A 12,379-nucleotide genomic window follows, 5' to 3' on the forward strand; every position below is an offset into this window, starting at 1 on the left:
GCCGGCTGATTTTTTGGCCCCCTAGCTCATGCTTGGTTAGAGCAGCGGACTCATAATCCGTTGGTGCCGTGTTCGACTCACGGGGGGGCCACCAAAAAACACTGAGAAATCAGGCATTTACACCACTCTTCGGAGTGGTGTTTTTGTTTCTGCCTCCTGCTGTGACCAAAACGTGACCGTTTCTGCGTGGTGCGCCAGGTGGGAGGGAGCCAGGTGGGCATAGCGCTGCACCATGTCCAACGTCTCCCATCCGCCCAGGTCCTTGAGCACCAGCAGCGGCGTGCCGGCCTGCACGTGCCAGGATGCCCAGGTGTGGCGCAGATCATGAAATCGGAAATCTGTGATCTGCGCTGTGGCGCATGCTCGCTTGAAACAGCGGTCATCGATCTGGCTGATCCTGCTGGGTTTGCCGTCCTTCGTCGCCCGCTCAAAAACATACTGTTGTGCCGTCTTCAGCCGGCGCGCAATCACTGCAAGCGCGTCGGCATTGAGCGGCACGGCCCGGGCATATCCGGACTTGGCCTCTTCAGCAATCACCCAGGCATTGCGGTTCGGCAGATCTACGTTCTTCGGCTCCAAAGAAAGTAGTTCGTCCGCGCGCATGCCAGTGGTCACCGCCACAAGCGCAATGTCGCGCATCCACTCAATGGAAATCGCATCGATCAGAGCCTTGATGACTGGCTTGGATTCGAAGCGTACTCGCTTGTCTGGCTCCTGGAACTTGCTCAGTTTCGGTGGGCGGCTGATCCAGCCCCACTCTGTGGCCAGCGTCAGGATGCGCTTGATGGTGGCCAGGTATCGATTCTTCGTGGCTGCAGATACGGGTTTGGCCTTGCGATGCTTGTGCGTGGTGTGCGTTGGCAGCTTCTGGAGGATGTTGCCGGCGGTTAAAGAGCGGATTGGGGTCGATGCCCCTAGAGCGGCGCGCCAATACTGCACGTGCCTCACCTTTGATTCGTAGTCGCTCTGGCCTTCCGCTAGTTTCAGCATGCCCAGTGCGGCTTCGTCAAAGGTGTGATCAGGTTCCTCGCCCAGCTTGGTGGAACGCCACAGGTCGGCCTTTACTCGGTCGTGGAGTTCTTGCGCGGCTTGTTTGTCCGTCGTGCCAGAAGAGCGTCTAATTCGCGGGACGCCTGGCGCGCGGATATCAATCCACCAGATGCCGGAAGAGGGATTTTTGCGGATTGGCAATTGTTTTCTCCTGCAACCCGCAGCGGTAGCCGGGTCACATTGTTGCGTTTCTCGCTGAGTTCTGCAAGGCGGGAGGGCCAGACGCGCCACACGCGCGACCCCGGCAGGCGGAATCCGATGTGTTCGCGCATGGCGAAGACCGTGCTGTAGGACAGCTTCAGGCGATTCGCTGCCTCGCGCAGCGTGAGAGCGGTTTCGTCGTTCATTGCGCTTCATCCGCGCGGTGGGCGATTTGTGTCAGGCCTGCTTAGCGCAATGGGGTTTGCGTTAAGTGAAGATTCCAGTTCCGCGACGCGCGCCTCCAGCTTCTGGACGTGCTGCTCCCAGGTGAGCGGCCAGAGCGGGCCGCAGCCGTTCGGGCAACCCTCTTCCTTGGACTGCTGGTAAGCCTTCCCGATGAGAGTCGCGTGCAAGCCGCACTTGGCGCAGTGAAGAACTCCCGTCGCCAGGCTGCTTTCCCTATGGCGGCCATCATTGGCGGCAGAGTCAACCAGGTGGCGGATTGAGTTGACCTGCTCCTGGGTCACTACCACGCCGGCCACGAGCCCGGTGAGGGGCGGTTCCAAGTCGAGAGGTTTGGCGGCAGCACCCTCCAAATCAACGATCAAATCATTGACCTGGGCGGCGCTGAAAATGGGCGAGTTCGGCATGACGTCAAGCATCAGCGCAACGGCCTGGCGAAGTTGATTGGTGTCGCTCATGCTGCACTCCCTTCGGCCGGCATGGGCGAGTGTTTTGTGGTCACTGGATCGACAAGCCAAGTGTGACCGTGACCATCACCATAGGCGGGGCAACGTTGGCATCGATAGAGGGCATCGTTGAAATCCATGCAAACACAGACCCAATCGTGAACGCAGCCATTATTCTCGTGGGGGTTACTCATGGTCGCCCCCATTTCTGGCCAGCGCGGACCACCATCGACAGCAGGCAAAACCGCGCCCACTTCTCCTGTTCGGTGAACTCAGAACGCACATGCACCAGTGTTGCTGTGGGATGCTTACGACGAAGTTTTCGTAGTGCCTTCACTGCGGCGAAGCGGCTGCCGAAGAGCGGCGAGAGACCCAGCGTCATGGTCTTCTTTAGCTCACCGTCGACGAAGACATACATCGCCTTCTGCACCTGGTATGTATCCACGCGCAGGCGCTTGGCAGCGCCGAATTTTTGAGGTGTCTTTTTCATTTTACGAGCCTCAGATGATTGCCAGATTCGCGCGCTGATTCCTTCAAAGCGCGTGCCACCCTCAAGCCGAAAAAACCAATGATCGAGTGTTGATCGGACGCAGGTAACAAGCGAAAGTCCCTGATAAGCGCCGCCTCGGTAGCGGTGAGGGTAGCAGTCGGCTGTTGGCTGGCCGCCAGCTTTATAGCTGAGCGATTTTCATTTTTCACTTTGCCCCTCCATCAGTAAGCGCTGGCAGATTTTCCTTGTAGGAGCGCATGGTCTCCATGTAGCCGTCGATCACTTCCTGCCCCAGCATGGCCAGTTGCTGGATGTTTCGGTGGTTGTCCGCCAGCGCTTGGATACCGGCGAAGAGACTGTCCAGAGAATTGAGCATCCCGACTGCGCAATCGCTGGCATCAATGCAGGTCCGAACGGCCTGTTTGAGGTTCTCGTCCACGTTGTTCATTTCTGGACTCCCAGCGATGCGGGCTTCAGCCGATGTTCGATTTCCATTTCAACGATCACGCACAGGAACCGCAGCATGTGGGCTGCGCGATTTGGATCCGCAGACAGATAGAGATTGTTGATTTTCTCCAGCACGACGCAGGCTGAGGGGCGAGGCTGCTCGGCCACCTGAGCAGGGGCGGCGCGTCCAAGCAAGGCGTCTATTTGCGCGTGAGCGCGCATGCGACGCGCTGTCGCGAGGGTAGCGCATCCCTTCTTTCGCCCAGGGAAAACCGGGTTGATGACCTTGGGGCGATCGAACGCCGGATGTGACAGGAGGATGGCGGAAGGCTTCATTCTGCGGCCTCCAGTAAATCGAGCTCGCGGCTCAGATTGGCGGCAGTGTCGAATGCGGCACCAATGGCACCGGCGACTGCAGGCTTGCATGCTTCGGGATTCTGCGTTGCGAAGACATGCAGGATTTCCAGCTGCGCGAGGAGCTGCTCTGCCTGGTGGGCCAGATAGCCGGCATCTTTGGGGACGGGGCGCGTGGAGGCGGACTCCACGCCCTTGACGCGGGACGCGTCTGTGCTACTATTTCTGCTCATGAAATTAACTCCTGACAGGGTAGGTTTCATCAGGCCATCAAGTGTTTGCAGCACTTGGTGGCCATAATTTTTCAGAGAGTGGATATCTGCGACCGGGATTTCTCAATATTCCGAAGAGCTTGATGCAATGCCACCGAGATGCTGCTGTCTTTGCAGGAAAAATTCGCTCCGCTTTCTGTCAGCGCTCTGACGCAATCGATAATTGCCGCTGCGCTGGACAAATTTTCTTCCACTTCGTCTTTCGCGACGGTCACAGACACGATTTCTAGTTTTTCTTCCATGATCAACTCCTGATCCACTTTTACGGTGTTTCTATTTTAGGCACGCCTAATTTTTGCGTCAATAAATATTTAGGTGAGCCTTATTTTTGATCGTCTGTATGGACCGATTGACCGCCGCCCGTTGCGCGATAATTCAACGGGTCAGCAAAGAACTTGTGCAGCTCGCGGTTAGGATACGCCGTGCATCGTTCGGAGAACTTCACCGGCTGGGGCGCTTTGCCGGCAATGACCAGTTGCCGGAATTTTTCGCGTGAGAAAGGGGAGAAGGGTTCGATCTGCTTCCAGCGACTCATACCGTCAGCTGGAAGGGTCTTGCTTGGGGATGCTGCGTTTTCCATGTTCACCAATCCTTGCACGTTGTCGCCACAATTTGGCGGGGTGGTGCAAGATTCGCAAATAGGAGAGTGAGAGTCTGTATCGTCTAGCCGCTAGACGTATCATCTTGGCGACTAGACGTGTCGGCGTAGCGGCTAGACCGACTTCCGAAACCACTCTGCAATAGTTCTTTGGGCGTTTGATTCCATCAATACAGCTCCGATAGCTTTGCCGTGCTCGATGATTTCTGGCATTAGTTGCTGGGCTGCGTGGTTCGCCGACCTCCATTCTTTTGCTTTGTATTTTCTGATGGCCCATGCTTTTAAATCTCGCATTCCTGCATGCCTAACATTTGCTCCTGATGCTCCATTTTGCGAAGAATATTGCTTGACGATGCAAGTTGGACACATTGGGTTTTGGTCCAGGTCACGCACGCTCGCGGCCATTCCAACGTATAAAAACGATCTGCAAAGCTTGGCAACAGTCGACGAATCGTCCAATTCACCCGTGACAATCTCTGTAAGGTTGATCATCGCCTGAGCAACGAGCCATTCGCAATGTCGTCTTAATCCATCGCCTTGCTGGGGTTGGTAATCTGATAAGCTATTTTCTGCCATAAGCTGGGCAATCAGATCTGAGTCATTAGTGTTTATACCGAGCCTCTCCATCCCGGCAAAAATTATTCCCTGTAACAACTCAATTTGTTCAGCGTATTGACCATCGGAAGAATGGTTCCTTTTTCTTCGCCCTAACCTTGGGAGCCGGGAGCCTCGTTTTTGAACAAGCATGATTATTTCCCCTTGGCAGTAGTAGTAGGCTTTATTGGAGAACTCCAAATGCCTTCAATTGAGTGACAATTGCATCTCGTTGAGCTGTGTCCGTTAATCGTGAGATAGCTAGTGCTATTTCATTAGATTGGGGATCGGCCGATGTGGCTGACTGTTTTCCCCATATCAGCCAGTGCGGTGAAACGCCAAGAGCATCAGATAATCTCAGTAAGTTTTCACCATCAATACGCTTAATTTCGCCGCTTTCCCAGTCGGTCATGGTTGGGGCGCTGACCCCCACTGTCTTGGCTAAATCCGACTTGGTAATCCCGCGTTTGGCGCGTGCTTCTTTGAGGCGATCATTCCAGTTCATAAGGCGCTCCTAATAAAAGTTAGGCAATCCTAACATTTGGAGTGTTAGGTATGCCTAAAATAATTGTTGCGCCAAAAATTAGGCGAACCTAAAATAGGGGGATGGAAAAAACACTCCACTCCCAGATCATCGATGCCCTCGGCGGAACCTCTAAGACTGCGCTGATGTTCGATATTGATCCTGCATCGGTGTCAGGCTGGCGCAAAAACGGCATCCCCAGATCGCGCCTCATGTACATAAAGTTGGCGCGGCCTGACTTGTTTGACGAAGCTGGCTCGGTTATCGCAGCCGGTGACGAAGCATGCTGACCCATACCCTTATTGGCCCACTGCCAGACGACACCTACGCCGTCGGCTACCCCACACCTGGTTGCTCAGTGATGACTGTCGTATCGACGGGCATGACGAAGGAGCGCGCCCAGGAAGAGGCCGCGCGCTTGAACGAAGAACAGGAGAAGAGGGCGGCCGCGATTGAACGCGACCGCCTGTTGCGGATGCGGCCTGAAACATTGCGGCCGGTCACTGACTACCTTTCCGAGATTGAGCTGGCCGGCGGGGCCGGGGAGGCGCCGTGAGATCAAGACTCCCAAAAATTGGTTGTTCTCGGCAGCGGGGAGGAAGGGGCGCTAAGCGGTTCGGAGATGTAGACCGAATCGCAAGCAAAGCACTTGAAGTTGCGGCGAGGTCCGTGCGGCTGGAGCACCGATTTATGGCCTTTCGCCATGCAAGGCTGACAGAGGTAATGCGCGGCGTCGGATTCGCCATCAACGGGCTGGAACGCGTAAGCCTTTATGCCCCCGCCGATGTCCGTCAGTACGTATCTCTTGCGGTCCTCGATCTCCGCTGCAAGGCGCTGGTTCTCTTGGCGCAACTCGTTGATGCGTTGTTCCGCAGAAGCCACCTGCTTATAGAGCTCCAAAGATTGCTGAGAAACCGAAAGGAGGCTGTCATAGGCGATGGCGAGGTTCTTTTTCGCATCCGCGATTGCTTCATCTGCTTTGGCCTGGTCGCGTGCAGCAACCGACGTCTTGAGCAGATCTACGGCCGATTTCGCAGCGCCTACGGCGCCGAACAGCGCATTTAAGTCCATTGGAGTCCCCCTATGAAAGAAATTGACGCGTGGGAGCTCAATTCTGCCATGGCGTGGGGCTCCGCCCTTCAAACGAGGCAGCGGCTGCGCAGCCGCGATGTGGTGATACGAGCCCACTGCATCACGCCTCGACCCTGTAATGCGAATCGATGAGATGTTCGTGATGTTCAAGAATTCTGCTAGGACTGGAAGCTAGGAATGCCAAATATAATGAAGACCAAGTTCAGTGGGGAACCCGGTATTGACCAGGGCCAAGTGCTATTCCGCCGCGCTTGGTATTCCCGCTCCTATTTCTTGGTGGAAGGAGAGGCAAAGTATGTCGGACAAATTCGACTGGAACGACAAGGACGCGGTGGTCGTACAGCGCGTCGATGCGATCGCCGTTTATCAGAACGAGAAGGGGGATATTGTTATACGACAGCAAGACTCGATGGGCGAAGACGATCACTACATCGTCATCCCTCCGGATCGTGTGAAGGATGTTCTGAATGCCATCGTGGTGGAGTACGAGGCCATACAAGAAGCGACCCAAGGTTAAATGCGCCTGAAGCAACTCCCTCCTATTTTGGGGGGAGTGTATGACGCGCCCGTCCTTCCAGTTCTATCCTGCCGACTGGCGGAATAACGCCAAGCTGCGTCGCTGCTCTTGGGCCGCGCGCGGTGCATGGGCCGACGTCATGTGCTTACTGCATGACTCGGACGAGTACGGAATACTTCGGTGGCCGCTGAAGGAAATTGCCCAGGCAATTGGCTGCCCGGTGGCACTGCTGAAAGAGCTCGTTGAGAAGAAGGTGCTGAAAGGCACGGACAAGGGCGAGTGCGATGCGCTCGAATATACCCCGCGCTCTGGCCGGCAAGCTGGTCCCACAGTAACACTGATTCCCATCACCCAAGGGCCGATTTGGTTCTCGTCGCGCATGGTTCGTGATGAGTATGTCCGCCAGAAAAAAGCCAATCCGGAGTTGTACAAGGATTCACCTAACTACTCACCAATGCCCCCCATTGGTGATGAGGAAAACACTTCACCAATGCCCCCCTTGGGTGAATTGTCGGGTGCAGCACCAATGCCCCCCAAAAGTGATTTGCCTTCATCTTCATCTTCATCTTCATTAAAAACAAAGAACCTAAAACCCTTGTCCGGTGGCCCGGACGAAATGCCTCCCGGCTTCGCCGAGTTCTGGGCGGCTTGGCCGCGAGGTGAGCGCAAGGCAGCAAAGGCGGAATGTCTCAAGCGATGGAAGGCTAGGGGCCTGGAGGCGGATGCGGCAGCGATCGTGAGCGCCTTGAATGCCCAAAAACTGACGAAAAAATGGCAGGACGGCTACGATCCTGCTCCCCTCACGTTCCTGAACCAGCGGCGCTGGTTGGACGATGTGGCCGACACGAATGCCAAGGGCAGTGGGCCTGACGGCGGGGCGGAGCGTGGTCACGATGACCCGCGGTTCAAGGGGGCGAAATGACTCCGATCCCCAAGGGTGCCCAGCCCGTCATCGACGCCCGGAAGCGCGGCATGAAGCCGGACGAGCTGATTCTGGTTTCGCTTATCGGGCCCGTGGCCGAGACCAACCACACCGTGTTCGTGAACCCGAACGGTGCCTACGACTGGCGCTGGGTGATCGACCTGCAGCTCTGCCTCATGGTCAACGCACAGACTCGCCAGGCAGCGCTGGACCTGCTCCTGGCCATCGGCAAGGACTCGCCGGCCCAGCTCCATGCCTGGAACGTGGACCAGTTCAAGGGCGCGCGCGTCGTCGTGCTGCCGAACCCTGCCGACATCGAAAAGCCTCGCGCTAGCTGGCGCTGGGCCATGGAGTTTGAGCCATGGTCGGACTTCGATAACGAAAATTTTGCATGGAGCCCCTGATGCACCTGATCCCCGACAGCATTGATTTTTCGGCCTTCATGGACGAGCCGCCGGCGGAGCACCGCGTGGTACCGGCCAGCTCGATGCTGGATGCCGTCATCGATCACTTTTTCAAACCAGTCGATGCGCCGAAGGTCCAGATGGGCTGGCACAAAACCCATGGCGATTTCGAATTCCGGCCGGCCGAGGTGAGCCTGTGGGCTGGCATCAATGGCCACGGAAAGAGTCAGGTGGTGGGCCAGGTCAGCCTGGACCTGATGGACCAGGACCAGCGCGTCTGCGTTGCTTCGCTGGAAATGGCTCCCACGAAGGTGATGGCGCGCATGGCGCGGCAGGCCGGCGGCCGCCTTGACGTGACCATCCCTTTCCTGAAGACCTTCCACCGCTGGACCGACAACCGGCTGTGGATCTACGACCATGTGGGCACCACTGATCCGCGCACGATCCTCGCGGTGATCCGCTACTCGGTCGAGAAGTTCGGTGTGCAGCACTTCGTGGTCGACAACCTGGCGAAGGTGGTCGAGAGGGAAGACGATTACAACGCTCAAAAAAGCTTCGTCAACAGCCTCTGCACTGTGGCCAAGGATACCGGCGTGCATGTCCACCTGGTGCTACACGTGAAAAAAGGCCAATCCGAACACGCGGTGCCCGGCAAGTTCGACATCAAGGGCTCGGGTGCCATTGCGGACCTGGTCGACAATGTCTGGATCGTCTGGCGCAACAAGGCCAAGGAGGAAGAATTCCGGGAAGGAAATCACGAGCACGCTGATGACCCTGATTGCCTGTTGAAACTGGAGAAACAACGGCACGGTGAAACCGAGGGTTCCTATCGCCTATGGTTCCACCCTGGCTCCATGCAATACCTGGAATCGCGCCATGACCGCCCCAGGGTCTATCGCATCGAGCCCGGCATCACCGGTGCAGAGGTGGAGTTCTGACCATGCTCTATCCCGCCAGCCTATCCGCCGACCTACAGTACCTGGCCAAGCGCTACGAGTGGAGCGCAGAGGACAAGGCCGAGGTGCGCGCAGCTTTCACCGACTGCCCAGAGATGGTCCATTTCTTCACCGTCCTGGCTGCTGCTCATCGGGCCGGCTATGAGCAATGTGCCGCCAATGGATTCATTCGCCTGCAGGCCTGGTGCATGGAACAGCATCTTGGAGATCCGTTCGCGCCTGGATTTGACCTCGCCGTCCTTGACGCCATGGCGGTGGAGCCGAGGAGGGCGCACGCATGATCGAGCAGGCGAAACAACCTGTTTCACCGGAAGCGCGTCAACGCGTTCTTGATCTGCGCCGCTCTCATTCTCTGCATCAGGTGGCGCGTGAGACCGGCATCCCCGTGGGTACCGTGAAGACGATCTGCTCACGCTCTGGCATTTTCCGGGATAACCAGAAGCACCGTGCGCTGTTCACTTTGCCCCCCATCGTTGAGAGCGAGTCGCGCCAACTCGCGGTACCGACCATACCGCCGCAAGAGGAGGTGACCGGTGATAAGGAGATCGATGCGGTTTTGTGGCTGCAACAGGTGGTTGCAACAGGCCAGGCGGATTTGATTGCCAAGGCCATGGAAGCACTGAAGAAGATCAAGACCCCGATGGCCACTCTGGAAAAGCGCTACCGCGATTTCGTGATGGCGAAGAACCCGGGGAGCCTATTTGCCGCACTGTCGACGTTTGGTTTCGGGGACCTTCGTGGCCAAGCTGAGCGCGCCGTCAATCGCAAGGCGTCGGCCCAGGAGGCGATAGCGAGATTCGGAAGTGAAGAAGCATGTTTCACCGATACGCCGGCTGAGGGATTCATCATCGCTACCCTCAAGGACATCGTTTTTTGCGGAGACTCGGGCTTCCCGCAATTGACGCCCGATGTGAAAACCGGGTTCCAGCAGGCTTCAGATTTCCTCCCTCACACTCTGTCGGACTGCCTGCATGAATTGCGTTACTGGAGTGACCTGTACCGGCTGCGTCACGCGATTGATTCGGACTGCGGCGACTCGCTCTATGAGGAATGGGTGCGCCGCGACTTCATCTTCCATCTGATGACTACGATCCGCCCAAGAGACAAGGAAGAGGCCCTATCCGTGATGCGCTTCATGCTCAGTGACGAAGATGGCTCCGACCACCGCGACAGGACCGAGGCTGACGCCATTTTCCTGAATCTATTGAGGTGAATCATGGTGCCAGGCGGAACCATCGAAACAATTTCTAATTTGAAACAATTTGGCTTTGGAAGCGCGAAAAGACATGCGCAAGGCCCTATTTCCTCGCGCGTGCGCGCGTTTGCAGCACCAACCATAGGAGAAATCGCAATGCCCATCATCACCCCAACCGTTGGCCGCGTAGTTCTGTTCCGTCCTGGTATCGGCTTCGCAGGAGTCCAGACGCCTGACGGTGATCCGTTGCCCGCGCTGATCTCGCGTGTCTGGAATGATCGCCTGATCAACATCGGCGGCTTTGATGCGGACGGCAAGCCATTCAGCGCCACCAGCGTGCCGCTGATCCAGGGCGATGAGCCGGAAGGCCAGGAGCTGCCGCAGTTCTACGCCGAGTGGATGCCTTACCAGAAGGGCCAGGCGGCCAAGACCGAGGCGCTGGAAAAGCAGACGGCCTCCGTGGCCTCGGTGCTGACTGCTGACATCTGCCGCGAGCAAGATGCGCACTTCGTGGCTTCGAGCGCCGCCAATCAAGTCCCATACAGCGGTGATCCAGAGATCTACGCCAAGGCAGTGGCCACGGTCTACAAGAACACCAAGGCCGAGATACTGCGGCCGGGAGTCGTCGGCAGGCGCACGGCCTGAGCGTTACCACCATGCCCGGCCGCAGCCGGGCGGTTTGAATCAAAAGGAAATCGATTGTGAGAACAGCGTTCTTCTACGATGCGGAAAGCACTGGCCTGATCGAATACGGCAAGTCGTCTGAAGATCCGACACAGCCGGATATCGTCCAGCTGGCGGCCGAGTTGGTGGACGTCGACACGCGCCGGACCATCGCCAGCTTCAATCACCTGATCAAGCCAGCCGACTGGAGCATTCCGGCGGACGTTGAAGCTTTGACCGGCATCAGCACAGAACGCGCGGCCATGTTCGGGCTGGACCTCCGGGTCGTGCTGCCCATTTTCTTGTCGCTGTGGGGCATGGCCACCGAGCACCGCGTTGGTCATAACGAGGGATTTGACGCACGCCTCATCCGGATTGCGATCAAGCGCGACAGCACTTTCAGCGAGGCCTTCGCGGATCAATGGAAAGCGGGCCCGGCGTTCTGCACTTGCCAGAAATCGAAGCCGATCGTGAACCTTCCAGCGACGGAGAGGATGCTTGCACGCGGCTTGAAGGGGGCGAAGGCTCCTGACCTGGGCGAGGCCTACCAGTTCTTCACCGGCGAGCCCCTCAAGAATGCGCACGATGCAGCGGTCGATGTCGCCGCCTGCAAGGCGATTTACTTCGGCATCCTCGATACCACGCGCAGTACTTTTCTTTCCCGTGCAGATGGAATTTTGGAGGAATATCGCCTGTGATAAAGGTCAAGGTTCCTGTCCTAGCGCCGATTGATTGGTTCCAGCTCCTGCTGGACATCCAGCGTCGCGGCTATACGCTGCAGACGCTGGCCGCTGCCGTGGATATCCCCCGCACAACCCTCATCGGCTGGCGCGACCTCGACGCCACCCCGCGCCATCCTGACGGTGAGCGCGTCATCGCCCTCTGGTGCCAGGTCACGGGCCAGAACCGCGACCAGATCCCCCGCATAGCCCGATTCTGATTGTCGGGATTCCGACAGGCCTTCTCGGTACAGTTGCCGCTGACCCATTCCGGCCAGCGCCGGCAACACAACCAGGAGAGCAGCAATGGCGACTTCCCCTCGCACCGTGGCCACCCCCGGCCAGGATCCCACCATCACCGGCACCACCGATACCCAGGCTGACGCTCAGGTCACCGGCACCACGGCCAGCGCCGCCGGCACCGGCAGCGAATCCGGTACCGGCGCTGACGCCTCGCTGCAGGCCCAGCTGGACGAGATGAAGGCCGTCACCGAGTCCATGGCCGAGCAGAATGCTGCCTTGGTCGAGCAGGTGAAGGCGCTGCTGGCCGCTGGCTTGCGCACCGCCCAAGCTCACAGCCCCGCACCGGTCCCGCTGCCCAGCATCGATGACAAGACCGTGCGCGCTTCCACCGTGCCGGTGCTGACGAAGGATGGCTGGTTCGTCCCCGAATCGAAGGTCTGGCAGGTCACCGCTGGCGCAAAGGCTGCCTGACATGTGCGGCGGCGGCGGTAGCACCCCAGCGGTCGTACA

Annotated in this window: 24 protein-coding genes and 1 tRNA gene; 13 read left to right on the forward strand and 12 right to left on the reverse strand. The window is 57.8% G+C overall.

Going from position 1 to position 12,379, the window contains the following annotated elements:
* Positions 1-15: 15 nt before the first annotated feature.
* Positions 16-94 (forward strand) — tRNA-Ile (locus tag CEJ45_RS08300).
* A 23-nt stretch (positions 95-117) separates the two neighbouring features.
* Here the strand turns inward: CEJ45_RS08300 and CEJ45_RS08305 are convergent.
* The 11 genes from CEJ45_RS08305 to CEJ45_RS08350 form a co-directional block, all read right to left on the reverse strand.
* Positions 118-990 (reverse strand): tyrosine-type recombinase/integrase, encoded by an 873-nt coding sequence (locus CEJ45_RS08305; protein WP_241517304.1) that lies wholly within the window; start codon positions 988-990, stop codon positions 118-120.
* Positions 991-1,061: 71 nt separating this feature from the next.
* Entirely contained in the window at positions 1,062-1,397 is a 336-nt protein-coding gene (locus CEJ45_RS25110; RefSeq protein WP_241517305.1) for a hypothetical protein, read from the reverse strand.
* 6 nt (positions 1,398-1,403) lie between these two features.
* Positions 1,404-1,892, reverse strand: coding sequence for a hypothetical protein (locus CEJ45_RS08310; protein ID WP_088754683.1), 489 nt, complete (start codon positions 1,890-1,892; stop codon positions 1,404-1,406).
* A gap of 178 nt (positions 1,893-2,070) precedes the next feature.
* Positions 2,071-2,370: a hypothetical protein gene (locus CEJ45_RS08315; protein WP_088754684.1), complete on the reverse strand. Its 300-nt coding sequence runs from the start codon at positions 2,368-2,370 to the stop codon at positions 2,071-2,073.
* Between the two features lie 205 nt (positions 2,371-2,575).
* A complete protein-coding gene (locus CEJ45_RS08325; RefSeq protein WP_088754686.1) occupies positions 2,576-2,818 on the reverse strand; it encodes a hypothetical protein in 243 nt (80 codons plus the stop codon).
* Positions 2,815-3,153: a hypothetical protein gene (locus CEJ45_RS08330; RefSeq protein ID WP_088754687.1), complete on the reverse strand. Its 339-nt coding sequence runs from the start codon at positions 3,151-3,153 to the stop codon at positions 2,815-2,817. Before CEJ45_RS08330 ends, CEJ45_RS08325 begins: the two co-directional genes overlap by 4 nt.
* Positions 3,150-3,404: a hypothetical protein gene (locus CEJ45_RS08335; protein WP_088754688.1), complete on the reverse strand. Its 255-nt coding sequence runs from the start codon at positions 3,402-3,404 to the stop codon at positions 3,150-3,152. The genes CEJ45_RS08330 and CEJ45_RS08335 overlap by 4 nt, the downstream gene beginning before the upstream one ends.
* 71 nt (positions 3,405-3,475) lie before the next feature.
* Positions 3,476-3,685 (reverse strand): hypothetical protein, encoded by a 210-nt coding sequence (locus CEJ45_RS08340; RefSeq protein WP_088754689.1) that lies wholly within the window; start codon positions 3,683-3,685, stop codon positions 3,476-3,478.
* An 80-nt stretch (positions 3,686-3,765) separates the two neighbouring features.
* Positions 3,766-4,023: a helix-turn-helix transcriptional regulator gene (locus CEJ45_RS08345; RefSeq protein WP_088754690.1), complete on the reverse strand. Its 258-nt coding sequence runs from the start codon at positions 4,021-4,023 to the stop codon at positions 3,766-3,768.
* Positions 4,024-4,155: 132 nt separating this feature from the next.
* Positions 4,156-4,836 (reverse strand): hypothetical protein, encoded by a 681-nt coding sequence (locus CEJ45_RS24505; RefSeq protein ID WP_158214908.1) that lies wholly within the window; start codon positions 4,834-4,836, stop codon positions 4,156-4,158.
* Positions 4,820-5,140 (reverse strand): helix-turn-helix domain-containing protein, encoded by a 321-nt coding sequence (locus tag CEJ45_RS08350; protein WP_088754691.1) that lies wholly within the window; start codon positions 5,138-5,140, stop codon positions 4,820-4,822. Before CEJ45_RS08350 ends, CEJ45_RS24505 begins: the two co-directional genes overlap by 17 nt.
* Before the next feature lie 101 nt (positions 5,141-5,241).
* Here CEJ45_RS08350 and CEJ45_RS08355 point away from each other — a divergent pair, with 101 nt between their 5' ends.
* The gene (locus CEJ45_RS08355) at positions 5,242-5,448 is read left to right on the forward strand and encodes a hypothetical protein (protein WP_088754692.1); all 207 of its coding nucleotides are present in this window, start codon (positions 5,242-5,244) and stop codon (positions 5,446-5,448) included.
* Positions 5,442-5,714: a hypothetical protein gene (locus CEJ45_RS08360; protein WP_088754693.1), complete on the forward strand. Its 273-nt coding sequence runs from the start codon at positions 5,442-5,444 to the stop codon at positions 5,712-5,714. The genes CEJ45_RS08355 and CEJ45_RS08360 overlap by 7 nt, the downstream gene beginning before the upstream one ends.
* Before the next feature lie 2 nt (positions 5,715-5,716).
* Here the strand turns inward: CEJ45_RS08360 and CEJ45_RS08365 are convergent, their stop codons facing one another.
* Positions 5,717-6,400 carry a DNA replication initiation control protein YabA gene (locus CEJ45_RS08365; protein WP_141106969.1) on the reverse strand — a complete coding sequence of 228 codons (684 nt, stop codon included), beginning with the start codon at positions 6,398-6,400 and terminating at the stop codon, positions 5,717-5,719.
* Between the two features lie 145 nt (positions 6,401-6,545).
* Here CEJ45_RS08365 and CEJ45_RS08370 point away from each other — a divergent pair, with 145 nt between their 5' ends.
* From CEJ45_RS08370 to CEJ45_RS08415, 10 genes are all read left to right on the forward strand, one after another.
* Positions 6,546-6,767, forward strand: a complete 222-nt coding sequence (locus tag CEJ45_RS08370; protein WP_088754695.1) for a hypothetical protein — start codon at positions 6,546-6,548, stop codon at positions 6,765-6,767.
* A 40-nt stretch (positions 6,768-6,807) separates the two neighbouring features.
* Positions 6,808-7,689, forward strand: coding sequence for a hypothetical protein (locus tag CEJ45_RS24510; protein ID WP_141106970.1), 882 nt, complete (start codon positions 6,808-6,810; stop codon positions 7,687-7,689).
* Positions 7,686-8,093: a hypothetical protein gene (locus tag CEJ45_RS08380; RefSeq protein WP_088754697.1), complete on the forward strand. Its 408-nt coding sequence runs from the start codon at positions 7,686-7,688 to the stop codon at positions 8,091-8,093. Before CEJ45_RS24510 ends, CEJ45_RS08380 begins: the two co-directional genes overlap by 4 nt.
* Entirely contained in the window at positions 8,093-9,031 is a 939-nt protein-coding gene (locus tag CEJ45_RS08385) for a DnaB-like helicase C-terminal domain-containing protein (protein WP_088754698.1), read from the forward strand. The genes CEJ45_RS08380 and CEJ45_RS08385 overlap by 1 nt, the downstream gene beginning before the upstream one ends.
* Before the next feature lie 2 nt (positions 9,032-9,033).
* Positions 9,034-9,330, forward strand: a complete 297-nt coding sequence (locus tag CEJ45_RS08390; RefSeq protein ID WP_088754699.1) for a hypothetical protein — start codon at positions 9,034-9,036, stop codon at positions 9,328-9,330.
* The gene (locus tag CEJ45_RS08395) at positions 9,327-10,262 is read left to right on the forward strand and encodes a SigE family RNA polymerase sigma factor (protein ID WP_206601738.1); all 936 of its coding nucleotides are present in this window, start codon (positions 9,327-9,329) and stop codon (positions 10,260-10,262) included. The genes CEJ45_RS08390 and CEJ45_RS08395 overlap by 4 nt, the downstream gene beginning before the upstream one ends.
* 138 nt (positions 10,263-10,400) lie before the next feature.
* On the forward strand, positions 10,401-10,889 hold the full coding sequence (locus CEJ45_RS08400; RefSeq protein ID WP_141106971.1) for a hypothetical protein: 489 nt from the start codon (positions 10,401-10,403) through the stop codon (positions 10,887-10,889).
* 56 nt (positions 10,890-10,945) lie between these two features.
* Positions 10,946-11,605, forward strand: coding sequence for a 3'-5' exonuclease (locus CEJ45_RS08405; RefSeq protein WP_088754701.1), 660 nt, complete (start codon positions 10,946-10,948; stop codon positions 11,603-11,605).
* Positions 11,602-11,847 carry a hypothetical protein gene (locus CEJ45_RS08410; RefSeq protein WP_088754702.1) on the forward strand — a complete coding sequence of 82 codons (246 nt, stop codon included), beginning with the start codon at positions 11,602-11,604 and terminating at the stop codon, positions 11,845-11,847. Before CEJ45_RS08405 ends, CEJ45_RS08410 begins: the two co-directional genes overlap by 4 nt.
* Before the next feature lie 85 nt (positions 11,848-11,932).
* A complete protein-coding gene (locus CEJ45_RS08415; protein WP_088754703.1) occupies positions 11,933-12,340 on the forward strand; it encodes a hypothetical protein in 408 nt (135 codons plus the stop codon).
* Positions 12,341-12,379: the final 39 nt, after the last annotated feature.

It is taken from the genome of Herbaspirillum aquaticum (genome assembly GCF_002213425.1).
Lineage (GTDB): Bacteria > Pseudomonadota > Gammaproteobacteria > Burkholderiales > Burkholderiaceae_D > Herbaspirillum > Herbaspirillum aquaticum.

Coding starts and splice junctions, on each gene's coding strand:
- CEJ45_RS08380 (WP_088754697.1), top strand. CDS start 7,686: ATGACTCCGATCCCCAAGGGTGCCCAGCCCGTCATCGACGCCCGGAAG.
- CEJ45_RS08350 (WP_088754691.1), bottom strand. CDS start 5,140: ATGAACTGGAATGATCGCCTCAAAGAAGCACGCGCCAAACGCGGGATT.
- CEJ45_RS08310 (WP_088754683.1), bottom strand. CDS start 1,892: ATGAGCGACACCAATCAACTTCGCCAGGCCGTTGCGCTGATGCTTGAC.
- CEJ45_RS08315 (WP_088754684.1), bottom strand. CDS start 2,370: ATGAAAAAGACACCTCAAAAATTCGGCGCTGCCAAGCGCCTGCGCGTG.
- CEJ45_RS08335 (WP_088754688.1), bottom strand. CDS start 3,404: ATGAGCAGAAATAGTAGCACAGACGCGTCCCGCGTCAAGGGCGTGGAG.
- CEJ45_RS08345 (WP_088754690.1), bottom strand. CDS start 4,023: ATGGAAAACGCAGCATCCCCAAGCAAGACCCTTCCAGCTGACGGTATG.
- CEJ45_RS08390 (WP_088754699.1), top strand. CDS start 9,034: ATGCTCTATCCCGCCAGCCTATCCGCCGACCTACAGTACCTGGCCAAG.
- CEJ45_RS08360 (WP_088754693.1), top strand. CDS start 5,442: ATGCTGACCCATACCCTTATTGGCCCACTGCCAGACGACACCTACGCC.
- CEJ45_RS25110 (WP_241517305.1), bottom strand. CDS start 1,397: ATGAACGACGAAACCGCTCTCACGCTGCGCGAGGCAGCGAATCGCCTG.
- CEJ45_RS24510 (WP_141106970.1), top strand. CDS start 6,808: ATGACGCGCCCGTCCTTCCAGTTCTATCCTGCCGACTGGCGGAATAAC.
- CEJ45_RS08355 (WP_088754692.1), top strand. CDS start 5,242: ATGGAAAAAACACTCCACTCCCAGATCATCGATGCCCTCGGCGGAACC.
- CEJ45_RS08325 (WP_088754686.1), bottom strand. CDS start 2,818: ATGAACAACGTGGACGAGAACCTCAAACAGGCCGTTCGGACCTGCATT.
- CEJ45_RS08340 (WP_088754689.1), bottom strand. CDS start 3,685: ATGGAAGAAAAACTAGAAATCGTGTCTGTGACCGTCGCGAAAGACGAA.
- CEJ45_RS08395 (WP_206601738.1), top strand. CDS start 9,327: ATGATCGAGCAGGCGAAACAACCTGTTTCACCGGAAGCGCGTCAACGC.
- CEJ45_RS08370 (WP_088754695.1), top strand. CDS start 6,546: ATGTCGGACAAATTCGACTGGAACGACAAGGACGCGGTGGTCGTACAG.
- CEJ45_RS08385 (WP_088754698.1), top strand. CDS start 8,093: ATGCACCTGATCCCCGACAGCATTGATTTTTCGGCCTTCATGGACGAG.
- CEJ45_RS08330 (WP_088754687.1), bottom strand. CDS start 3,153: ATGAAGCCTTCCGCCATCCTCCTGTCACATCCGGCGTTCGATCGCCCC.
- CEJ45_RS08415 (WP_088754703.1), top strand. CDS start 11,933: ATGGCGACTTCCCCTCGCACCGTGGCCACCCCCGGCCAGGATCCCACC.
- CEJ45_RS08305 (WP_241517304.1), bottom strand. CDS start 990: ATGCTGAAACTAGCGGAAGGCCAGAGCGACTACGAATCAAAGGTGAGG.
- CEJ45_RS08400 (WP_141106971.1), top strand. CDS start 10,401: ATGCCCATCATCACCCCAACCGTTGGCCGCGTAGTTCTGTTCCGTCCT.